Below are 22,542 nucleotides of genomic sequence, written 5' to 3' on the forward strand. Positions count from 1 at the left end.
CCTATATGACACCGCCGTTCGGCTATAACCTGTTTCTGATGCGCGCAATGGCGCCGCCGGAGATTGGGCTGAAGGACATTTACCGCTCTATCGTGCCCTTTGTCTTTGTGATGATCGGTGCGCTGGTGCTGGTCATGGCGTTCCCCGAAATCGCGCTTTGGCTGCCCGACCTTGTTTACGGAAAATGAGATGAAAAGAGGGCGGATGAACCGCTCCGCGAGACCTGAACCAATGGAGAGACCAAAATGACGACTTCAAGACGCACATTCCTCAAGGGCGCGGCACTGGCCGCCCCGGCCACGCTGGCGGCGCCGTCCATTCTCAAGGCGCAGGACACGATCAAATGGCGCTTTCAAACCTACGCCGGCGCGGCGCTGGGCGAGCATGTGACCAAGCCGATCATCGACTACATCAACAAGGCCGCCGAAGGGCAGCTTGAGATCGAGCTGTTTTACGCCGACCAGATCGTGCCCACTGGCGAGCTGTTTCAGGCGCTCCAGCGCGGCACCATTGATGGGGTTCATTCGGATGATGACAGCATGGCCTCGCCCACGCCCCTGCGCCAGTTCGGGGGGTATTTTCCCTTTGCGACCAAGCACATCCTCGATGTGCCGGTGCTGTTCAACCAGTATGGTCTGAAGGAGATCTGGGAGGAGGAATACGCCAAGGTAGGGGTGAAATGGCTCTCTGCCGCCGGGCAGGACCCGTGTAACTTCAACACCAAGAAAGAGATCACCTCGGTCGATGATCTGGACGGGCTGAAGCTTTATACCTTCCCCACCGCCGGGCGCTTCCTGGCGCAGTTTGGCGTGGTATCGGTCAACATTCCTTATGAGGATGCTGAGGTTGCCGTGCAAACCGGCGAGCTGGACGGCATGAGCTGGTCGGGCATCACCGAGGATTACACCGTGGGCTGGGCGGATGTGACCGACTACTTCCTGACCAACAACATCTCGGGCGCCTGGATCGGCTCGTTCTTTGTGAACCAGGAGCGCTGGGCCGAACTGCCCGAGCATCTGCAATCGCTCGTGATGGCGGCAATCGAGGCGGGCCATACCTACCGTAACCAGTGGTACTGGGGCGGCGAAGCCCGTTTGCGGGCCACCGGCGAAAAGCTTGAGCTGCGCACCGTTCCCGCCGAAGAATGGGCCGTGGTGGAAGAGGCCGCTGTGAAGTTCTGGGATGAGATCGCAGAAGAGGGCGAGGTGCACGAAAAAGTCGTTGGCATCTTCCGCGAGTATAACCAGACCATCAACAAGGCTGGCCCGCCCTACACCAACGGCTAAACTGACGACCACAAGATCAGGGTGGCCCCACACCGGGCCGCCCTTTGCCATGACAGGAGAAGCGACATGCCCGGCAATCTCACGCTCGATACCCTCAAGGAATTGGCCGCCAGCGGCGAGGTCGACACCGTTCTGGTGGCCCTGGTTGATATGCAGGGGCGGCTGATGGGCAAGCGCTTTCACGTCAGCAATTTCCTTAAGCACAGCATCGAGGAAACTCACTGCTGCAACTATCTGCTGGCAACCGACCTCGTGATGAGCACGCCCGATGGCTACGCTGCAACAAGCTGGCAGGCGGGCTACGGCGATTATGTAATGCGCCCCGATATCAGCACGTTGCGGCGGGTGCCGTGGCTGGACGGCACCGCGATGGTGCTTTGCGATGTCCTCGATCATCACCACCACGCGCCAATCGCCCACGCGCCCCGCGCCATGTTGCAAGCGCAGGTCGCCCGGCTTGAAAAGCTGGGTTATCAGGCCGCAATGGCGACCGAGCTGGAGTTTTTCTTGTACGAGAAAGACTATCGCACTAACCAGAAAGAGGGCTACCGTGCCCTCACCCCGCTGAACGGGCACAACGAAGATTACAACCTGTTCCAGACCACCAAGGAAGAGGCGATCCTGCGCCCGCTGCGCAACCACCTGATCGGCGCGGGCGTGCCGGTTGAAAACACCAAGGGCGAGGCCGAACAGGGCCAGCAGGAGCTGAACATCCGCTACGCCGGGCCGCTGGAATGCGCCGATCACCACACGATTGCCAAACATGCCACCAAAGAGATTGCCTGGGCCAATGGCGTTTCGGCCACCTTCCTGCCCAAGCTTTCGGCGGGCAGCGTTGGCTCTTCCAGCCATGTGCATATGTCCCTCTGGCAGGGCGGTGAGGCGGCGTTTTACGACGCGGATGCAGAGCACGGCCTTTCGGCGCTTGGCCGCAGCTTTAGTGCCGGTTTGCTGAAATACGCGCCCGATATCACCTTCTTCCTTGCGCCCTACGTCAACTCTTACAAGCGCTTCGCGGCGGGCACCTTTGCCCCGACCAAAACCGTGTGGTCGGTCGACAATCGCACCGCAGGCTTTCGGCTTTGCGGTGAGGGCAGCAAGGGGGTTCGGATGGAGTGCCGCATCGGCGGGTCTGACCTGAACCCCTACCTCGCCCAGGCCGCGCTGCTGGCCGCAGGAATCGCCGGGATCGAGGAAGGGCTGGAGCTTGCCCCGCCTGTCACCGGGGACGCCTATGGCGACGGAGAGGCGAGCGAGGTGCCACGCACCTTGAGGGATGCGATGGTCACGCTCAAAAGCTCCGATATGCTGCGCCGCGCTTTCAGCGATGAGGTGGTGGACCACTACACCCGCGCCGCCGAATGGGAGCAGGAAGAATTCGACCGGGCCGTGACGGACTGGGAAATTGAACGTGGATTTGAAAGGGCCTGAGCATGGCTGACGTGTTGAAATGCATCTCACCGATTGATGGAACGGTCTTTGCCGAGCGCCCCGCGCTAACGGTGGCTGAAGCGAAAGAGGCGGTTGCGCAGGCGCGCGCGGCCCAGCCTGCGTGGGCGGCACGGCCGCTGGCCGAGCGGATCAAGCTGGTGCTGGCGGGCATCGCGCGGGTCGGCGAGATGAACGATGAGGTCGTCCCCGAACTGGCCCGCATGATGGGCCGCCCGGTGCGCTATGGCGGCGAGTTTGGCGGCTTTGAGGAGCGCGGCACCTATATGGCCAGCATCGCCGAGAGCGCGCTGGCCGATATCGAGGTGGGCGAGGATGATACCTTCAAACGTTACATCCGGCGCGTTCCCTGGGGCGTGGTCTTTGTCGTCGCGCCGTGGAATTACCCTTATATGACAGCGATTAACACCGTGGCCCCTGCGCTGATTGCGGGCAATACGGTGGTGCTGAAACATGCCACGCAAACCCTGCTGGTGGGCGAGCGGATGGCGCGGGCTTTCCACGAGGCCGGGGTGCCGCAGGAGGTGTTTCAAAACTTGTTCCTCAGCCACGATACAACCGACGCGCTGATCCGCGACCGGGCGTTCGACTTCATCAACTTCACCGGCTCTGTGGGCGGTGGCAAGGCGATGGAGCAAGCGGCTGCGGGCACCTTTGTGCCGGTTTCCACCGAGCTTGGCGGCAAGGATCCGGGCTATGTGATGGAAGACGCCGACCTTGACGCAGCGGTTGATACGCTGATGGATGGCGCGCTGTTCAACGCCGGGCAATGCTGCTGCGGGATCGAGCGCATTTATGTGCATGACAGCCTGTATGATGCCTTCGTCGAGAAGGCCGTCGCCTTTGCCAAGGCCTTGAAACTAGGCGATCCTTTCGACCCGAACACCACATTGGGGCCGATGGCCAACGTGCGCTTTGCCGAGGCGGTGCGCGGCCAGATCGACGCCGCCGTGAAGGCGGGCGCTACGGCGCATATCCCGCTTGATCCGGCGGATGATGGCGGCGCATACCTCACGCCGCAGGTGCTGACCGGGGTCAATCACCAGATGGAGGTGATGCGCGAGGAAAGTTTTGGCCCCGTAGTCGGGATCATGCCGGTTTCGGGGGATGATGAGGCCATCAGGTTAATAAATGATAGCCGCTATGGCCTCACCGCGAGCCTGTGGACCACCGATTTGGATCGCGCGGCGCGGATTGGCGATGCGCTGGAAACGGGCACCGTTTTCATGAACCGTGCGGATTATCTTGATCCCGGTCTGTGCTGGACCGGCTGCAAGGACACCGGGCGCGGGGGGGGGCTTTCGGCCATTGGCTACCAGAACCTCACGCGCCCCAAGAGCTACCATCTGAAGAAGGTCACGAAATGAGCCTGACTGGAAATTGGTCCTACCCGACCGCCATTCGATTTGGTGCCGGGCGGCTCGCTGAATTGCCTGAAGCCTGCATTGCCTCGGGCATCACGAACCCCCTGCTGGTGACGGACAAGGGGCTGAAATCGATGGAGATTACCACCGCCGCGCTGGACATTCTGGATGCTGCCGGGCTGGGGCGGGGGCTGTTTGCCGAGGTGGACCCGAACCCCAATGAGATCAACCTCGAAGAGGGGCTGAAGGTGTACCGCGAGGGCGGGCACGACGGGGTGATCGCCTTTGGCGGCGGCTCTGGTCTGGACCTTGGAAAGATGGTTGCTTTCATGGCGGGGCAGAGCCGGCCGGTATGGGATTTTGAGGATGTCGGAGACTGGTGGACGCGGGCGGATGCGGAGGCGATTGCGCCGATCATCGCCGTGCCCACCACCGCCGGAACCGGCAGTGAGGTGGGGCGTGCGAGTGTGATCACCAACTCGCAAACCCATGTAAAGAAGATCATTTTTCACCCCAAGGTGCTGCCGTCGGTGGTGATTTGTGACCCGGAACTTACCGTGGGGATGCCAAAGCACATCACCGCTGGCACCGGGTTGGATGCCTTTGCGCATTGCGTCGAAGCCTTCTCTAGCCCGCATTACCACCCCATGAGCCAGGGCATTTCGCTGGAGGGGATGCGGCTGGTTATTGATTATCTTCCAAGGGCTTACGAGGATGGGAGTGACATTGAAGCGCGGGCGAACATGATGTCGGCGGCGGCGATGGGGGCGACGGCGTTTCAGAAGGGTTTGGGGGCGATTCATGCGCTTTCGCACCCGATTGGCGCGGTTTTCGGCACCCATCACGGCACCACCAATGCGGTGTGTATGCCAGCGGTTCTGGACCTTAACGAACCCATCATTCGCGAGCGGTTTGACCGCGCGGCGGGCTATCTGGGGATTGACGGCGGGTATGATGGGTTTCGCGGTTTTGTGCAGAAGTTCAATGACTTGCTTGGCATCCCGCGCAGGCTTTCACAGATGGGCGTGACCGGGGACCGGATCCCGGAGCTTACGGCAATGGCGCTGGAAGATCCCTCTTGCGGGGGCAACCCGGTGCCGCTGACCGAGGCTAATGTGACCGCGCTTTTCGAGGCGGTTATCTGAGCTGCCGAGAGCGGCCGGAAAGGTTAATTTCCGGCCGTTAACCGCAAAAAGCATTGGGCCACACCCCATGCACAAGGGATGCACAACCCATGCGCATGTCATCCGACATGGGGCGCATTAACTTAATGCACCGTGCGGGGGCGGGCCGCGTGCCGGGGGAAGACGCCGATTCTGACCAAATGGTCAACTCCGGGGCTGGACCCGGAAGGGTGTTTGGCGCAAGGGTTGGGGGGACTGCGCGGCGCGCATTTTTAATAGCAACAGGAGCCACGGCATGAACGTCCACCAACCCAACGATCTTAGCGCCTTCTGGATGCCGTTCACGGCGAACCGCCAGTTCAAGCAAAACCCACGGATGCTCGTGGGCGCGAAAGACATGCATTACACGACCTCCGATGGGCGCGAGGTGCTGGATGGCACGGCGGGGCTGTGGTGCTGCAACGCGGGCCATTGCCGCCCAAAGATTACCGAGGCGGTGCAGCGGCAGGTGGCCGAGATGGACTATGCCCCGGCCTTCCAGATGGGCCATCCGATTGCCTTTGAGCTGGCCAACCGGCTGGTGGATATTGCGCCCGAGGGGATGGACCATGTGTTTTACACCAACTCCGGCTCCGAGAGTGTGGAGACCGCGCTGAAGATCGCGCTGGCCTATCATCGCGCCCGTGGCGAGGGGCAGCGCACCCGGCTGATTGGCCGCGAACGGGGCTACCATGGGGTGAACTTTGGCGGCATTTCGGTGGGCGGCATTGTGAACAACCGCAAGGTTTTTGGCAGCCTGCTCACCGGGGTTGATCACATGCCCCACACCCATCTGGCCGAGAACGCATGGTCGAAGGGCCAGCCCGAGCATGGGGCCAATCTGGCCGATGAACTTGAGCGGATCGTGACCCTGCATGGCGCCGAAACCATTGCCGCGGTGATCGTGGAGCCGGTGGCAGGCTCAACCGGGGTGCTGGTGCCGCCAAAGGGCTACCTGGAAAAGCTGCGCGAGATCACCCGCAAGCACGGCATCCTGCTGATTTTCGACGAGGTGATCACCGGGTTTGGCCGCCTTGGCAGCGCCTTTGCGGCGCAGCATTACGGGGTGCAGCCGGACCTGATGACCACCGCCAAGGGGCTGACCAACGGGGTGATCCCGATGGGCGCGGTTTTTGCCAGCGGAGCGATACATGATGCCTTCATGCAGGGGCCGGAGCACCTGATCGAGCTGTTCCATGGCTACACCTATTCGGGCAATCCGATTGCCGCCGCCGCCGGGATTGCGACGCTCGACACCTACCGCGAGGAGGGGCTTTTTGAGCGCGCCGCCGAGCTTGCGCCCTATTGGGAAGAGGGGCTGCACGCGCTGAAAGATGCGCGCCATGTGATCGACATTCGCAACGAGGGGCTGATTGGCGCGGTGGAGCTGGAGCCGATCGAGGGCGCGCCCACCAAGCGGGCTTTCGCGGCTTTCCTTGCGGCTTATGAGAAGGGCATCCTGATCCGCACGACGGGCGATATCATTGCCATGTCGCCGCCGCTGATTATCGAAAAGGCGCAGATTGACGAGCTTTTGGGCAAGCTGCGCGACGTGCTGGACGCGCTGGAGTGAGGGCGCGGCGCACCATAGGCGGTGCGCGATGAGCGGCACGGTCTTTGCGGTGGTGATCCTTGCCGCCCTGCTGCACGCGGTGTGGAACGCGCTGGTGAAGGGCGGGGCCGACAAGGGTGCCGCGATGGGCGCGGTGGTGCTGGGCCAGGGGCTTTCCGGGGGGCTGTTGTTGCCTGTCACCACCATGCCCGATCTGGCGTGCTGGCCGTGGCTGCTGGCCGGGGTGGCGCTGCATCTGGGCTATCAGCTTTTCCTGATGCAGGCTTATCGCTTTGGCGATCTGACGCAGGTTTACCCGATTGCGCGGGGCGTTTCGCCGCTGATCGTGGGGCTGGTTTCGGTGGCGTTTCTTGGGGCCAGCTTTACCCTGATCGAGCTTCAGGGGCTGGCACTGATCTGCGTTGGCATTGCCTCGATCAGCCTTGTGCGGCGCGGTGACGGGGCGTTTCAGGGCAAGGCGGCGGGGCTGGCGGTGGTGACGGGGATGTTCATTGCCGCCTATTCGCTGGTGGACGGGCAGGGCGCGCGGATTGCGGGCACCTCGCTTGGCTTTTACGGCCCGCTTGCGGTGCTGAATGCGGTTGGATTTGCCGCCATTGCGGGGGTTGCGCGCCCCGGCCTGATGCGCCGGGCGATTGCCCTGCCGGGCCCGATCATCCTTGGCGGCGGGGCCTCGTTTGCGGCTTATGCGCTGGTGGTCTGGGCCTTTACCCAAGCGCCGATTGCGCTTGTTACAGCGCTCAGGGAAACCTCGATCATCTTTGCGCTGCTCATCGGGGTGATCGCGATGGGCGAGCGGCTGAGCCTTGGCAAGGTGCTTTCAACCGCGATGACGCTGGCGGGCGCGATGCTGTTGCGGCTGAGCCGCTAAAAAGGTTGGAGGCGCGGCGAAAGCCACCGCGCCCCCGAAGGCCGATCAGGCGAAGGACCAACGCTCCATCCAGCGCTCGCCGTCCATATCCCAGTGCGACGAGAAGTCATTGCCGGTGACAATGCCGGGGCCGGTGGCGAAGACGTAATTGGCGAACATCGGGATGATCGCGCCGCCATCTTCATTGAGCAGCACCTGCATTTCGTAATACATCGCGCGGCGCTTGTCGGTATCCAGCTCGGCGCGAGCACTCAGCAGCAGTTCGTTGAAGCGCGCGTTCTCCCAGTAGGTATCGTTCCAGGCGGCGCCAGAGGCATAGGCGGTGGTGAACATTGCATCCTCGGTCGGGCGGCCACCCCAGTAAACGGCGCAGAAGGGGTCTTTCAGCCAGACATCGGACCAGTAGCCATCATTGGGCACGCGGTTCACATCAAGGGTGATCCCGGCGGCCCCTGCGGAGGCCTGGAACAACTGCGCGGCGTCAACCGCGCCGGGGTAGGCGGCATCGGCGGCGGAAAGGCGCACCGACAGGGCATCAAGCCCGGCTTCCTTGAGGTAGAACCTGGCCTTGTCCGGGTCATAGGTGGTTTGTTCCATTTCGGAGTTGAAATAGAGCTGGCCGCGCCCGATGGGGTGGTCGTTGCCGACGGAGCCGTAGCCGAACAGGATTTTCTCGACCAGCTCTTCGCGGTTGACCCCGTATTTGAGCGCGCGGCGGACGTTTACATCGGTGAAGGGATCGGTTTTGCAGGACATCGCAAATGTGTAGTGTTGGTTGCCGGCGACCGAGTGGATATTGAGATCGGCGTTGCGCGCCAGCAGGCTTACGGTTTTGAGGTCGAGCTTGTCGATCGCATTCACATCGCCCGAGATCAGCGCCGTGGTGCGGGCGTTGAGATCGACGACCGAGAGCATCTCGATCTCGGCAAAGTAGCCGCGATCCTGGTTGTAATCATCCTCGAAGCGGGCCAGGCGGGCCACGACGCCCGGCTCGAACTCTACCAGCTTATAGGCACCGCACCCAACGCCGGAGCGCCAATCAATGCCGCGATCATCGCCTTCGGGCAGGATGACAAGGTGGTAATCGGTGAAGGCGGCGGGGAAATCGGCGTTGCCGGACTCCAGCTTGAACACCACGGTATCGCCCTCGATGGAGATATCGACGATGGCGGCGAGCAGCGGCTTGGCGGCTGAGGTGGTATCATCCCCGCGGTGGTAGTTGAGCGAGGCGACAACGGCTTCGGGCGTGATCGCGCGGCCATCGTGGAAAGTTGCGCCGGAGCGGATCTTGAAGCGCCATGTGTCTGCGCCTTCGTTGGCCTCCCAGCTTTCGGCGATCATCGGCTCGATCGAGCCATCGGTGGCGAAACCGGTCAGGTAACCGTGCATACCGTAGGCGAGTCCGATGACGAAACCGTTGTCCCATGTGGCGGGATCAAGGGTATCGGTGGTGCTGCCGTGACCCTTGGCGGCGCGGAAGGTGCCGCCGCGCTTTTGCTGGGCGCGGGCCGGACGGGGGGCAAGGCCAAGACCGGTGGCAGCAAGGCCGCCAAGAGCCGCGCCACCCATCAGAACGTTGCGGCGAGTTGTGGTGATAGACATCAAATATCCTCCGTGGTGCCTGCCTGTCTTCCTGCATCGCATGGGGCGACTCGGGGGTGGGGCATGTCGTTTTTTGACTATTTTCAGAGCGCCCTACCTAGAGAGCGAGTGCTGGTGCGTCTCCGGTTTAGGGGGAGCATCGCTGCTGACTCTACCTGACAGATGCACCGGAGGGTATGATCTTTTTGTGAAGGACGGGTAGAATAACAAGGCTCTTCATGCTTTGCTAAAGGCAGACACCAGATGCGCGGCCCTTGGGGGAGGGTTCCGGGCAGCGCAAGACGACCCGATTTATTTTGCGGTCAACACCAACGCCTCCCAGGGAGACACAATGTCGAAAACAGACAAGTCATTGCTCAACAAAATTGGCCAAGCCGCCCGCACGGGCCGGATTTCGCGCCGTAATTTTCTTAACACCGCTGCTGCTGCGGGCCTGACAGCCACCACCGCGACCGGCCTTTGGACCACCAAGGCCGCCGCCCAACCCAAGAGTGGCGGCACCTTCCGCTGGGGCCTGCATGACGGCAACACCGGCGACACCCATGATCCGGGCACCTACGTGACGCGGACGATGATTTTCCTCGCCCACACCCACCGCTCCTATCTGACGATGATCGAGGGTGACGGCTCGCTTGGCCCGGACCTTGCGGATAGCTGGACCGCCTCGGAGGATGCCTCGGAGTGGACCTTCGAGATTACCCCGAATGCGAGCTTCCACAGCGGCAAGCCGGTGACGGCGAAAGACGTGGTTGCCTCGATCAACCATCACCGTGGCGAGGCCACCACCTCGGCGGCCAAGGCGCTGCTGACGGATGTGACCGAGGTCACCGCTGAAGGCGAGCACACCGTGAAGGTGGCGCTGACCGGCGGCAATGCCGACTTCCCGTGGTTGATGACCGACTACCACCTCGCGATTTGCCCGGCCAATGAAGATGGCACGATTGACTGGAAATCCGGCGATGGCTCTGGCCCTTACAAGATCGACAATGGCGAGTTTGGTGTGCAGTTCAGCCTGTCGCGCCATGATGGCTGGCACCGGGAGGGGGCGTATTTCGACAAGGTCGAACTGCTCACTCTGAACGACCCCAACGCGCGCCAGACCGCGCTTGTAACGGGCGATGTGGACGCGGTTTCGCTGATTGAGCTGAAGACCATGGCGCTGATGCAGCGTGATCCCAACATCACCATCCACAACGTCCCCTCGGCGGGCGCGATTACCCTGCCGATGATGTGTGACGTTGCGCCGTTTGACAATGTAGACGTGCGCAACGCGATGAAGCTGGCGATGAACCGCGACGAGATCATCGAGAAGATCGCCTTTGGCGCGGCCACCAAGGGCAACGATTTTCACCATTCGCCCGCGCAGCCTTACTGGCCCGAGGGGATTGAGCAGCGCGAATACGATCCCGATCAGGCCAAGAGCCTGCTGAAGAAAGCCGGCGCCGAGGGCGTTTCGGTGAACCTGAGCGTGGCGGACAGCGTTTATGCCGGGGCGGTTGATATGGCGGTGCTTTACGCCGAACAGGCCAAGGCGGCGGGGATCAACATCAACGTCGTGCGCGAGCCCAACGATGGCTACTATTCGGACGTGTGGCTCAAGAAGCCCTGGTGCCTTGTAAGCTGGGGCGCACGCCCGACGCCGGACGTGATGTATACGCTGGCCTACAAGAGCGACGCCGCGTGGAACGAGAGCCACTGGCAGAACGAGCGTTTCAACGAGCTGCTGCTTCAGGCGAAATCCGAGCTGGATCAAGGCCTTCGCGCCGAGATGTACCGCGAGATGGCGATTTTGGGCAAGGACGACGGCGGCACGGTGATCCCGTTCTTCAACAACTTCGTTTATGCCAACCGCGCCAACGTGGGTACGCCCGAAAACCTGGCTGCAAGCTGGGAATGCGATGGCGCACGGGCGGCAAGCCGCTGGTGGTTCAACGCCTGATCGGCCATAAAAACGAGAGGGTCCGGCGCGGATGGCGTGCCGGGCCGCCATCGTCTCTGCCCCAGAGCAAAACAGGCGTGCAAAAGCGCCGGGGCCAGAGACACCTGCCGCGACCTCCAAAGCCAATGGGGCACGTGGCAACCCATGATCGGAGGGACCAATGGGGGACTTAACAGGGCTCGTGCTGAAGCGATTGGGCTTTGGGCTGATAACCTTGCTTGTGGTATCGGTGCTCATCTTCTTCGCTGTCGAGCTGTTGCCCGGTGACGTGGCCGAGGCGGTGCTGGGCCAGGGCGCGACCGAAGAAACCGTGGCCGCGATGCGCGACCAGCTTGGCCTGGATCGGCCAGCGCCGGTGCGATACTTCGAGTGGCTGTTCGGCGCGATCCAAGGGGATTTTGGCGTATCGCTGATTTCGGGCGAGCGGGTGAGCGAGGCAATCACCGGGCGGTTCATCAACACGCTGTTCCTTGCCGCCTATGCCGCCGTGCTGGCAGTGCCGCTGGCGATTTTCCTTGGCATTCTGGTGGCCTTGCTGCGCAACACGCTGTTTGACCGGGTGGCCAACGTGCTGACCCTCACCTCGATCTCCTCTCCCGAATTTTTCCTTGGCTACATCCTGATCCTCTACCTTGCGGTGAAGGCCAAGGCCTTTCCGGCGATTGCCTCGCTCACCGGCGACATGAGCCTGCTGGAGCTGCTGCACCGCACCTTCCTGCCCGCGCTCACGCTGGTGCTGGTGGTGACGGCGCATATGATGCGGATGACCCGCGCGGCGATCATCAACCTGCTGGCCTCGCCCTATATCGAGATGGCGCGCCTCAAGGGCACGCCGCCGTGGAAGGTGATTGTGCATCACGCCCTGCCAAACGCCTGGGCGCCGATCATCAACGTGGTGGCGCTGAACCTTGCCTATCTCATCACCGGGGTGGTGCTGGTGGAAGTGGTGTTCGTTTATCCCGGCATTGGCCAGCTTCTGGTGGATGCCGTCTCAAAGCGCGATTTCCCGATTGTGCAGGCCTGTTGCCTGATCTTCGCGGCGACATTCATCTTGCTGAACCTCGCGGCGGATGTGGGGGCGATCCTCACCAATCCGCGCTTGCGGCATCCAAAGTGAGGGGGGCGAGCACATGAGCCTTTTTGTCACCGGCTATTACGCCGTTCTTATCGCGGCCTCCTGCCTGGCGGCCTACCTTGGCAAGCGGTCGATCTTCATGGGGATCTTCTCGCTCACCCTCATCTCGTTTCTGGTGGGGATCATCGGGGGCGCGGGCGCGTTGCGCACCATCACCATTTTGGTGGGAATTCTGGCGCTGGCCGCCGGGATTTCCTACGCGTTCCGCGAGTTCCTGGTGAACATCTCGGGGCCAAACCTGGCCCGTGAGCTGCGCACCGCTCCGCTGACGGCGGCCTTCGGGATGTTTGTGATCTTCACCTATGCCATTGCCGGAATTTTCGCAGGCTGGATCGCGCCGCATGGCGAGGCCGAGGTGATTTCATCGGCCTTTGCACCGGCAGACGCCAACATGCTGCTGGGCGCTGACCAGCTTGGGCGAGACGTGTTCTCGCGGCTGATCTACGGCGCGCGCAACACGGTGGGGCTGGCGCTTTTGGCCACCGTGCTGGCCTTCGTGATGGGGGCCATGGCGGGCCTGCTGGCGGCGGTAAAAGGCGGGTGGTTTGACCAGATCATGGGCCGGTTGGCGGATGTGATCATGTCGATCCCGTCGCTGATCTTTGCGCTGCTGATGCTGTCGATCCTTGGCACCAATCTGGCGGTGATCGTGATCGTGGTCGCGGTGATCTACAGCCCGCGGGTGTTCCGCCTGACACGCGCGGTTGCGGGCAACATCGTGGTGATGGATTACATCGAAGCCGCCAAGCTGCGTGGCGAGGGGGATATGTACCTTGTGCGCCGCGAAATCCTGCCCAATGCCACCGCGCCGATGATCGCGGAATTCGGGCTGGAGTTTTGCTTTGTGTTCCTGCTCATCGCGGGCCTGTCGTTCCTTGGGCTTGGCATTCAGCCCCCCACGGCGGACTGGGGCTCGATGGTGCGCGAAAACGCAACGCTGATCTCGTTTGGGGACATCACACCGCTTATCCCGGCTGCTGCCATTGCGCTGCTGACGGTTGCGGTCAACTTCGTGGTCGACTGGATGCTGTTCCGCTCGTCCGGCCTGAAGGAGCAATAGACTATGGCTAGATTTCGCAAATCCGACATCCTGTTGGAGATCAAGGACCTCAAGATCGAGGGCTATTCCGAAGAGGAGTGGGTGCCGATCATCAAGGGCGTTGATCTGACATTGCACCGGGGCGAGGTGCTGGGCCTGATCGGCGAGAGCGGCGCGGGCAAATCGACCATCGGCGCGGCGGCCATGGGTTATGCCCGCGACGGTACGCGCATTTCGGACGGCTCGATCGAGTTTGACGGGATGGAGCTGACCACCGCTTCGGAAGCCGACAGGCGGGCGCTGCGCGGCTCGCGCATTGCCTATGTAGCGCAATCGGCGGCGGCCTCCTTCAACCCGGCGCACAAGCTGATTGACCAGCACGTTGAGGCGCCGGTGCATTACCGCATCAAGAAGCGGATGGAGGCGCAGGAAGACGCGATTGAGCTTTACCAGCGGCTGCGCCTGCCCAACCCGCAGGAGATTGGCTTTCGCTATCCGCACCAGGTATCGGGCGGGCAGTTGCAGCGGGCGATGACGGCGATGGCGATGTCATGCCGGCCTGACCTGATCATCTTTGATGAGCCGACAACGGCGCTGGATGTGACCACCCAGATCGAGGTGCTTGCCGCCATTCGCGATATCGTGGACCAGTTCAACACCGCCGCGATCTACATCACCCATGACCTTGCGGTGGTGGCGCAGATGGCCGATACCATCAAGGTGCTGCTGAAGGGCGAAGAGGTGGAGCAGGCCCCGACCGAGCAGATGCTGGAAAGCCCGCAGGAGGATTATACCAAGAGCCTGTGGGCGGTGCGCAGCTTCAAGCGGCCCCAAAAAACTCGCCCCACCGATGGCACCCCGCCGGTGATTTCGGTGAAGGGGATTGATGCCTCTTACACCGGGGGCGAGAAGGTGCTGGATGATGTGAGCTTTGACATTTACCCCGGCATGACGGTGGCCGTGGTGGGGGAAAGCGGCTCCGGCAAATCGACCACCGCGCGCTGTATCACCGGGCTGCTGCCGCCCTCCAAGGGGGAAATCCTGTTCAAGGGAGAGGCGCTGCCGCCGGATTATCGCCACCGCACGCGCGACCAGCTTCGCCAGGCGCAGATGATCTATCAGATGGCCGATACGGCGTTGAACCCGAAGGTGAAAATTTCGGAAATCATTGGCCGTCCGGCAAGGTTTTACTCCGGTCTCAAGGGGCAGGCGCTGAAGCAGCGGGTGGATGAGCTGCTTGATCTGATCGAGCTGGAACCCGCGCAATACTACAACCGCACCCCGCCAGAGCTTTCAGGCGGGCAGAAGCAGCGGATCGGCATTGCGCGTGCCCTGGCGGCGGAGCCTGAGTTTATCATCTGTGACGAGGTGACCAGCGCGCTGGACCAGCTTGTGGCCGAGGGCATTTTGAAGCTGCTGGACCGGCTGCAACGCGAGCTTGGGCTGGCCTATATGTTCATCACCCATGACCTTGCGACGGTGCGCTCAATCGCCGATGAGGTGGTGGTGATGCAGCACGGCAAGGTGGTGGAGCAGGGGCCGAAGGACGAAATGTTCACCCCGCCGCACCACCCCTACACAGACCTGCTGCTCAGCTCGGTGCCCGAGATGGACCCGAATTGGCTGACCTCGCTGCTGGAAGAGCGTGGTGTGGACAATATAGGCGAGGCCGCCGAGGTATCCTCGGGCGGCAACTAGCGGCGGGTTTTAGGAGAAGGCGGTGCGCCTTAGACAATTGCCATGGCGGTCATCGCCATGGTGCCCACAAGAATCGCATAAACAGCCAGCAGACCGGGCCAGTTGCCCCTGCGCATCTGGACTTCGCGGATCATTTCATCGCGTGTAAGCATGGCGGCCTCCGGTTTTGTCTGTAACGTGACTGGGTCTGTGACGTGACCTTGCATTAAATTCCGCAGTTAGGCGATTCTGCTTTTTCGATCAAGACACGAGTTTGAAAAATTATCCACTGTTCTTTGCCGCCCTTGCTTTTGGCCCGGGACTATGGGCAGATATCGGTGTTTTCAGCCCCATGAGGTGCGCATGTCTGATGCCCCGAAACTGCTCCCGATCAGCCAGGAAAACTGGCCCGAAGAGGCGATGCATCTGCGCGATGATTTTGCCGGAAAGCTCAATGTTTACAGGGTAATGGCGCATCACCCGGCGCTGCTGTCCGCCTGGGCGGATCTGCGCCAGCATGTGGTTAAGGACACCGCGCTTGGGCCGGCATTTTCGGAGGTTGTGATCCTGCGAACGGGGCATCGGCTGGGAGCCGCCTATGAGTGGGTGCATCATGTGAGCCGGGCGCGGGCGCTGGGATTTGACGAGGCGAGGATCGCCAGCATCAAGGGAGATGCGGGCGAGATGGCGGCGGATGATTCGGTGCTCACAGGCGCGGTTGATGAGCTGTTTGATGCCAAGCGGCTGAGCGCGGAAACGCAAGCCGCCGTGGTGGCGCTGGTGGGCGTTGAGGGGATGATGGATTTGATCGCGACGGTCGGGTTTTACTCGACGCTGGGATACATTTTGCAAAGTTTTGACACACCGCTGGAGGACTGGATCAAGGCGGAACTTGCGGCCAAACCAGCGCCCTAGGGCGTGTCGCGTTCATTCGAATTCACGCGACACGCTCTAACTTATTGATTTCGCATGTCGAGAAGCTCAAAACCGGTTCCCACTTTTGAGCAACATGCCTAGCCGCGGTGCCGCCAGCAGGGGTTTGATCTGCTCAGTGAAGAGCCATCCGCATGGGGCGCCCCTGGTTGCGCGACGCGCCTTGCGTGCCTTGCCTGCGGCTTTGCGCCAAAAGGTTATTCGGCGGGGGTGGCGCGGGCGTGCCTCAGGCGTTCGGGTTCGTTGGTTTCAAGGTAGGCTTCCTGCTCGGCGGTCAGCTCGATCTCGTCATAGCCGGTGACCATGGGGCGCACGTGGCTGCGAAAGCCGTGGCCGACTGTGAGCAGGTAGACATGCACGATGATGAAGGCCGCAATCACATAGGCGGCGAGCAGGTGGAGGTTGGCGACGACAGACAGCCACCAGCTTGAGTCCGCGATTGCATCTTCCCAGAGCGCATAGCCGAGGTAGAGCAAGCCGGTGCCCCAGATCGCCGGAAAGACAAACCACTTGAGGCCAAAGTAGGTGGCGGCCTGAAGCGGGTTATGCTTGCGCCAGAACAGCTTTTTATAGGGGTGTTTCTCACCGCGAAACACGCCCCATGCGTAAAACCGGGCCACCTCGATCATGCCTTCGATCCTGGGGATGAACTGCTTCCATGTGCCGGTGGTGAACAGCCAGAAAGTGGCAAAGATCCAGAGCGCCAGCAGGGTGAGGGCGGTAATGGTGTGGATCATCACCGCCGGGCCGAAGGGCAGCAGGTGGTGCATGCCGTGCAGCCCCATGCCGGTGATGAGCAGGATGGTGATGAGCAGCACCTGGGTCCAGTGCCAGAACCGCTCGAAAACGGGGTAAACCTTGACGCAGCGCCTAGACATCGGGGCCACCTTTCTTGCCAGAGAAGATGCGGATCGCGATATGGGCGAGCACCCCGGCGAGGGTGGCCAGCACCAGAAGCTTGCCGAGGATCGCAATCAGCCCGTTGGGGTTGGTGCCCGGCAGGAACACGCCCGCGAGATTGCTCATCCGCCCGTCGGGGGCGTGGCAGCTTTCACATTCGAGCGCCTTTTCGGCGGGGGCGACCATATGGGTGATGGGCCAGTACATATAGGTATCGACAAAGTCGTAGCTGCCGGAATATTCCGCGCCTGCGGCCTTCATTCCGGCCTCGATGGCCTTTGGCCAATCAAAGTTGGTCCAGAGGGCGGTATCGGTGGTGGGGCCCCAGACGTGGGTATAGACGAGGCGGTTCAACTCGCTGTCATAGGCCTGGCGCCCCTCCATCCGCTTGAAGGGCCAGATCCGCGAGCGGCCATCCTCGGGATCGCCGTGCAGGATGTTTACCTCAACGGTTTTAGTGGAGTCGATGGTGCGATCGGCGGTGGTGTATTCAACCTGCCCGTCAAACCATGCGTAGATTGGCTTGGCGTTCTCTTCCCACTTGAAGTCCCCTTTGGTGGAGAGGTAGCTGTGCAGGTGCTTGCCGTCTGACTGGATGAAATCCTCTTCGTGGTAGGGCTTGCCGTCTTTCAGCTTGCCCGCCTGAGACCAGTCCCAGAAGGTTTTTGTGGCCACGCCGCCGCGGGCAAACTCGGGGATGTGGCAGCTTTGGCAGGCCAGCGTATCGGTGTGATCGTTGAGCTTGAGGCCCATGAGCGAGGCCGGGTGCGGATCGCTGGAATGGCAGCTTTCACAACTGGCGATATCGCGGGGCGCGCCGGGCTTGTGGGGGGCATCCTCGCGCGACACGGTTACAGCGTAGCGGGAGCCGGCCCATGAGTGGCGGTCGGCAACGTGGCAGGCGGAGCAGGTGAAATTGGCGCCATCGGCGGACATATGCACATCCACCTCGCGGGCGGGCTCATAGAGGGCTGAACTGAGGTCACCGTGCTTCACGTTATCGCCGCCGCCGCCGTAAAAGTGGCAGTTGCCGCAATTGTCGCGCCCCGGCATCCCTACCGATTGCGCGGCTTTGGTCAGATCAACCGGCCAGGCATCTGCGCCGGTGATGGTTTTGGTGCCCTTGGCCACCGGGGCCAGCGGCGGGAAGCCCGCATCATCGGCGGTTTTGGTATATTGGCCAGACCGGTCATGGCAAACGAGGCAATCAACGGCGGTGGATTGCTGGGGCGGCGGCTGGCTCATATCCTCCCAGCCATAGCCCGCGTGGCAGGAGGTGCAACGCGCCTCGTTGCCCGCAACATTGCCGCAGAAGGAATTGACGACGTGCCGCTTGCCGAGCATCTGGCCGGTTTCGGGCTGGGTGAACTCCCATGTGAAGTGAATCGCGTGCATCGCCTGATCGTCGGCCTCGGTGTGGCAGGTGATACAGGCCGCCGTGACCTCGGGGCCGGAGGTGAACTGCTTTTGCAGCGGCTTGAGTTTTGAGTGATCGGTGGTGCTTTTTGAAAGTTGCGGGGCCTCGGGGGCCTCGGCTGTGCTTTGCGCGAGGAGCGGCAGGGCAAGCCCAAGGCTCAAGACGGCAGCACCCAATAGGGAATATGGCCTCATCCTTTGCTCCTCCACGTTGCAGACTCGTCCAGGCTGCAAAAAGCCTAGCGGGGGAGGGGGCAAGGAGGATTGATCTATATCAATGCATGAATGTTTGAATGTGACGCATCAGGATTTGACCACCTCATCCAGCGCCTTCAACCGCTTGAGCAGGGCAGGAAGCTCGGTGATGGGCACCATGTTGGGGCCGTCTGAGGGGGCGTTATCGGGGTCTTCGTGGGTTTCGATGAACACCGCCGCCACCCCAACGGCCACCGCCGCCGAGGCCAGCGTGGCGACAAACTCGCGCTGCCCGCCGCTGGAGGTGCCATGGCCGCCCGGTTGCTGCACCGAATGGGTGGCGTCAAACACCACGGGATAGCCGGTTTCAGCCATGATCGGCAGGGCGCGCATATCGCTCACGAGGGTGTTGTAGCCAAAGGAGGCCCCGCGCTCGGTGAGCAGGATGCGGGTGTTGCCGGTGGAGGCGACCTTATCGGCCACATGGGTCATGTCCCACGGGGCGAGGAACTGGCCTTTCTTGACGTTCACCACCTTGCCGGTCTCGCCTGCCGCAAGCAGCAGGTCGGTTTGGCGGCAGAGGAAGGCGGGGATTTGCAGCACGTCCACCACCTCACCGGCGCGGCGGGCCTGTTCGGCGGAGTGGACATCGGTGAGGACGGGGCAGCCAAACTCTTCGCGGATGGCGGCAAGGATCTCCAGCCCGGTATCAATCCCGAGGCCACGCTTGCCGGTGAGGGAGCTGCGATTGGCCTTGTCATAGCTCGCTTTGAAGATGAAGGGCAGGCCAGCCGCTGCCGCCGCCGCGCCAGCCTTTTCGGCCAACATGCGGGCGTGGTCATGGCTTTCCAACTGGCAGGGGCCTGCGATGAGGGCGAGGCCCTTGTCGTTGGCGATCTCGAAATCTGCGATCTTCACGCTGCCCATGCTGGCCTCCATCCGTTGCTGCGCTCTCCCTGCCACAGGATGCGCGGCGAGGGAAGGCTTGCACCCGGCGCAATGGGGTGACAGCCTTGCCGCAAATCGCCGCGAAAGGACCGAGATGACTGGCTGGCCAACCCCCCGCTTCTTTGATGGACACAACGACCTGCTGCTGCGCCTGCTCACCCATAAGGTGACGGCCGAGGAGATTGTGCAGGGCGTGGACAGCGGCCATATTTGCCTGCCGCGCGCCAGGAAGGGCGGCTTTGGCGGCGGCTTCTTTGCGATCTTCGTGCCGAGCCCTTCGGAAGGTGCGTCGAGTTTTGAAGTGATGGCCAATCCGCCTTATGATCTGCCGCTCCCGGCGCCGCTCAGGCGGGACGAGGCCTGGGATTTTGTGCAGGCGGGCTTTGGCGCGCTGGATGCGCTGGAGCAGGCGGGGGCGATCACCATTTGCCGCGATGCGGATGAGGTGAAGGCGGCGCTGGACGGCGAGACCATGGCGGCGGTGATCCACATAGAGGGGGCCGAGGCGGTATCGGAGTCCTGCGTGGAGCTGGAGAGCTTGTATGCGCAGGGCCTGCGCTCGCTTGGGCCGGTCTGGTCGCGGCCAACGGTGTTTGCCGAGGGGGTGCCGTTCAAACATCCGTCCTCGCCCGATATCGGGGCCGGGCTGACCGAGGCGGGCAAGCGGCTGGTGGCCGAGTGTAACCGGCTGAAGATCATGGTGGATCTGAGCCACCTCAACGAAAAGGGGTTTGACGATGTGGCGGCGCTGAGCGATGCGCCGCTGGTGGCCACCCATTCCAACGCCCATGCCGTGACCCCGCATGCGCGCAACCTGACCGACCGCCAGTTGCGCCAGATCGCCGAAACGGGCGGCATGGTGGGCATCAACTTTGCCGCCGCTTTCCTGCGGGAAGACGGGGCGATGCGCGCGGATGTGCCGGGCGAGGTGATCATGCGCCACCTCGATCACCTGATCGCCATTCTGGGCGAAGATCACGTGGGCTTCGGCTCGGATTTCGACGGCGCGTTGTTGCCCGAGAAGATGGGCGATTGCACCGGGCTGAACTGGCTGCGCGATGAACTGCGCGGGCATGGGGTGGATGATGTGCTGCTGGCCAAGCTGGCGCATGGCAACTGGCTGAAGGTGATGGCGAAAACCTGGGGAAGCTAGGCGCCTGCACCAAGGCCGCGGTGCCACAACTGCCTAGAAAAGCGGCAGCTGCATGATGCGGGGCATTTTATGGCTCCCGTGCCTTGAAGGCGCTTTGGCTTTGGTGCTTTACCAGAAGAAACCCCAAGCTTCGGGACGCGCGCAATGCCCAAAACGGTATCACCTTCGGTCAACGTCAAAACCATCACGTTGCTCGAACAGATTTATCCTGATCACAACGCCCATGCGATTGCCAGGGAGGTGCAAAAGGCCTTTTGGCCTGAGGGGGCCTCGGTGCGCTCGCGGGCGCGCACGCCGGGCAACAAGCTGTGGAGCGAGGCGGATACGCTTGTGATCACCTACGCCAATTCCCTGGTGGATGGATCACACAAGCCGTTGGACCTGCTGCATGATTTCATGTCGCGCTACCTGCGGGGCGTGATCTCGGGGGTGCATATCCTGCCGTTCTTTCCGTTCACATCGGATGATGGGTTTGCGGTGACCGACTACCGCGTGGTGAACCCGACGGTGGGCGACTGGCCTGACATCGGGCGCATTGCCGATGAGTTCAAGCTGATGTCGGACCTTGTGCTCAACCATGTGTCGAGCCACTCAAAGTGGTTCACCGATTATCTGCAAGGCCATGAACCCTATGACAAATTCTTCTACGAGGCCTCGCCGCATGATGATCTGAGCCAGGTTGTTCGCCCGCGCACATCGCCGCTATTGAGAGAGGTGCATACCTCGCGCGGGGTGCGGCATGTGTGGTGTACCTTCAGCCATGATCAGGTGGATCTTGATTTCACCAACCCGGAGGTGCTGCTGGAATTCCTGCGCATCATCCGCCTGCACATCGACAATGGCGTGCGGGTGATCCGGCTCGATGCGGTGGCGTTTCTGTGGAAGGAGATCGGCACCAATTGCATCCACCTGCCGCAGACCCATGCCATTGTGCGGCTGATGCGGCTGCTGTTTGACTATGCCACCGAGCCGATGATCCTGCTGACCGAAACCAATGTGCCCAACGCCGAAAACCTCAGCTATTTCGGCAACCGCAACGAAGCCCATGCGATTTACAACTTCTCGCTGCCGCCGCTCATCATGCATGCGCTGCTCACCGGTACGTCGCGGGCGCTGAACCAATGGCTGATGGCGATGCCGCCCGCGCAGCTTGGGTGCGCTTACCTCAACTTTACCGCCAGCCATGATGGCATTGGGATGCGCCCGGTGGAGGGGCTGCTTTCGGAGGAGGATCTGGGTGAGGTGATCGAGGCCGTGAAGGCCCATGGTGGCCTCATTTCGATGCGCTCGCTGCCCGGCGGCGGCGAGAAGCCCTATGAGCTGAACATCACCTATTTTGAAGCGTTGAAGGGCACGGTAAACGGCCCGGATGAATGGCAGCTGGAGCGGTTCCTCTGCTCGCAAACCATTGTGCTGTCACTTGAGGGGATTCCGGCGTTTTACATCCATTCCCTGCTGGGCACCCCGAATGACCATGACGGGGTGGAGAAGACCGGGATCAACCGTGCGATCAACCGCCACCGCTGGGATTATCCCACCCTGCGGGCCGAGCTGGAAGACCCCGAAAGCGTGCATCACAAGGTGCTGGAGCAGCTGAAGGCGCGCATTTCGGTGCGTATCAAGCAATCTGCCTTTCACCCCAACGCGACGCAGTTCACCCTGCAACTGGGGGAGGATGTATTTGGCGTGTGGCGGCAAAGCCTTGACCGCTCGCAATCTATTTTTGCGCTGCATAACCTGAGCGACAAGCCGCTCAGCCTGCCTGCGGTGTCGATCAACCTGATTGGCGGCGCGCAGTGGTGTGATCTGCTTTCGGGCGAAACCATTGACGCCGCGCGCGGCGATATCGAATTTGCGCCCTACCAGTGCCGCTGGATTTCAAACACCCGGTGAGGGGTG

The 22,542-nt window shown here is 62.0% G+C and carries 19 protein-coding genes; 14 read left to right on the forward strand and 5 right to left on the reverse strand.

Annotated elements, in window-relative coordinates; genetic code table 11:
* The 7 genes from P1U55_RS00725 to P1U55_RS00755 all read left to right on the forward strand — a co-directional run.
* A partial coding sequence (locus tag P1U55_RS00725; RefSeq protein ID WP_301045549.1) for a TRAP transporter large permease subunit occupies positions 1–188 on the forward strand: 188 nt, incomplete at its 5' end.
* 57 nt (positions 189–245) lie between these two features.
* Positions 246–1,286, forward strand: a complete 1,041-nt coding sequence (locus P1U55_RS00730) for a TRAP transporter substrate-binding protein (protein WP_301045550.1) — start codon at positions 246–248, stop codon at positions 1,284–1,286.
* Positions 1,287–1,352: 66 nt separating this feature from the next.
* Positions 1,353–2,717 (forward strand): glutamine synthetase family protein, encoded by a 1,365-nt coding sequence (locus tag P1U55_RS00735; RefSeq protein WP_301045551.1) that lies wholly within the window; start codon positions 1,353–1,355, stop codon positions 2,715–2,717.
* Positions 2,718–2,719: 2 nt separating this feature from the next.
* A complete protein-coding gene (locus tag P1U55_RS00740; protein WP_301045552.1) occupies positions 2,720–4,102 on the forward strand; it encodes an aldehyde dehydrogenase family protein in 1,383 nt (460 codons plus the stop codon).
* Positions 4,099–5,244: an iron-containing alcohol dehydrogenase gene (locus tag P1U55_RS00745; RefSeq protein WP_301045553.1), complete on the forward strand. Its 1,146-nt coding sequence runs from the start codon at positions 4,099–4,101 to the stop codon at positions 5,242–5,244. The genes P1U55_RS00740 and P1U55_RS00745 overlap by 4 nt, the downstream gene beginning before the upstream one ends.
* Before the next feature lie 274 nt (positions 5,245–5,518).
* Positions 5,519–6,835, forward strand: a complete 1,317-nt coding sequence (locus P1U55_RS00750) for an aspartate aminotransferase family protein (protein ID WP_301045554.1) — start codon at positions 5,519–5,521, stop codon at positions 6,833–6,835.
* 28 nt (positions 6,836–6,863) lie between these two features.
* Entirely contained in the window at positions 6,864–7,706 is an 843-nt protein-coding gene (locus P1U55_RS00755; RefSeq protein ID WP_301045555.1) for a hypothetical protein, read from the forward strand.
* Positions 7,707–7,751: 45 nt separating this feature from the next.
* Here the strand turns inward: P1U55_RS00755 and P1U55_RS00760 are convergent, their stop codons facing one another.
* Positions 7,752–9,308, reverse strand: coding sequence for an ABC transporter substrate-binding protein (locus P1U55_RS00760; protein WP_301045556.1), 1,557 nt, complete (start codon positions 9,306–9,308; stop codon positions 7,752–7,754).
* 331 nt (positions 9,309–9,639) lie between these two features.
* On the opposite strand from P1U55_RS00760, the gene P1U55_RS00765 reads away from it, so the two are divergent.
* From P1U55_RS00765 to P1U55_RS00780, 4 genes are all read left to right on the forward strand, one after another.
* Positions 9,640–11,247 (forward strand): ABC transporter substrate-binding protein, encoded by a 1,608-nt coding sequence (locus tag P1U55_RS00765; protein WP_301045557.1) that lies wholly within the window; start codon positions 9,640–9,642, stop codon positions 11,245–11,247.
* 160 nt (positions 11,248–11,407) lie between these two features.
* On the forward strand, positions 11,408–12,364 hold the full coding sequence (locus tag P1U55_RS00770; RefSeq protein ID WP_301045558.1) for an ABC transporter permease: 957 nt from the start codon (positions 11,408–11,410) through the stop codon (positions 12,362–12,364).
* Positions 12,365–12,377: 13 nt separating this feature from the next.
* Entirely contained in the window at positions 12,378–13,442 is a 1,065-nt protein-coding gene (locus tag P1U55_RS00775; protein WP_301045559.1) for an ABC transporter permease, read from the forward strand.
* A gap of 3 nt (positions 13,443–13,445) precedes the next feature.
* Positions 13,446–15,119, forward strand: a complete 1,674-nt coding sequence (locus P1U55_RS00780; RefSeq protein WP_301045560.1) for an ABC transporter ATP-binding protein — start codon at positions 13,446–13,448, stop codon at positions 15,117–15,119.
* 29 nt (positions 15,120–15,148) lie between these two features.
* On the opposite strand, the gene P1U55_RS00785 is transcribed toward P1U55_RS00780, so the two are convergent.
* Complete coding sequence (locus P1U55_RS00785) at positions 15,149–15,271, reverse strand: hypothetical protein (RefSeq protein WP_301045561.1); 123 nt, start codon at positions 15,269–15,271, stop codon at positions 15,149–15,151.
* A 190-nt stretch (positions 15,272–15,461) separates the two neighbouring features.
* Here P1U55_RS00785 and P1U55_RS00790 point away from each other — a divergent pair, with 190 nt between their 5' ends.
* On the forward strand, positions 15,462–16,013 hold the full coding sequence (locus P1U55_RS00790) for a carboxymuconolactone decarboxylase family protein (RefSeq protein ID WP_301045562.1): 552 nt from the start codon (positions 15,462–15,464) through the stop codon (positions 16,011–16,013).
* A gap of 215 nt (positions 16,014–16,228) precedes the next feature.
* On the opposite strand, the gene P1U55_RS00795 is transcribed toward P1U55_RS00790, so the two are convergent.
* From P1U55_RS00795 to kdsA, 3 genes are all read right to left on the reverse strand, one after another.
* Positions 16,229–16,909 carry a cytochrome b/b6 domain-containing protein gene (locus tag P1U55_RS00795; protein WP_301045563.1) on the reverse strand — a complete coding sequence of 227 codons (681 nt, stop codon included), beginning with the start codon at positions 16,907–16,909 and terminating at the stop codon, positions 16,229–16,231.
* Complete coding sequence (locus tag P1U55_RS00800) at positions 16,902–18,542, reverse strand: tetrathionate reductase family octaheme c-type cytochrome (RefSeq protein ID WP_301045564.1); 1,641 nt, start codon at positions 18,540–18,542, stop codon at positions 16,902–16,904. The genes P1U55_RS00795 and P1U55_RS00800 overlap by 8 nt, the downstream gene beginning before the upstream one ends.
* Positions 18,543–18,650: 108 nt before the next feature.
* The gene (kdsA, locus tag P1U55_RS00805; protein ID WP_301045565.1) at positions 18,651–19,469 is read right to left on the reverse strand and encodes a 3-deoxy-8-phosphooctulonate synthase; all 819 of its coding nucleotides are present in this window, start codon (positions 19,467–19,469) and stop codon (positions 18,651–18,653) included.
* Positions 19,470–19,584: 115 nt separating this feature from the next.
* Between kdsA and P1U55_RS00810 the strand changes: the two genes are divergently transcribed.
* Positions 19,585–20,643, forward strand: coding sequence for a dipeptidase (locus P1U55_RS00810; protein WP_301045566.1), 1,059 nt, complete (start codon positions 19,585–19,587; stop codon positions 20,641–20,643).
* A 144-nt stretch (positions 20,644–20,787) separates the two neighbouring features.
* Positions 20,788–22,536 (forward strand): sugar phosphorylase, encoded by a 1,749-nt coding sequence (locus tag P1U55_RS00815; protein WP_301045567.1) that lies wholly within the window; start codon positions 20,788–20,790, stop codon positions 22,534–22,536.
* Positions 22,537–22,542: the final 6 nt, after the last annotated feature.

The sequence above is a fragment of the Vannielia sp. genome, assembly GCF_029212645.1.
Lineage (GTDB): Bacteria > Pseudomonadota > Alphaproteobacteria > Rhodobacterales > Rhodobacteraceae > Vannielia.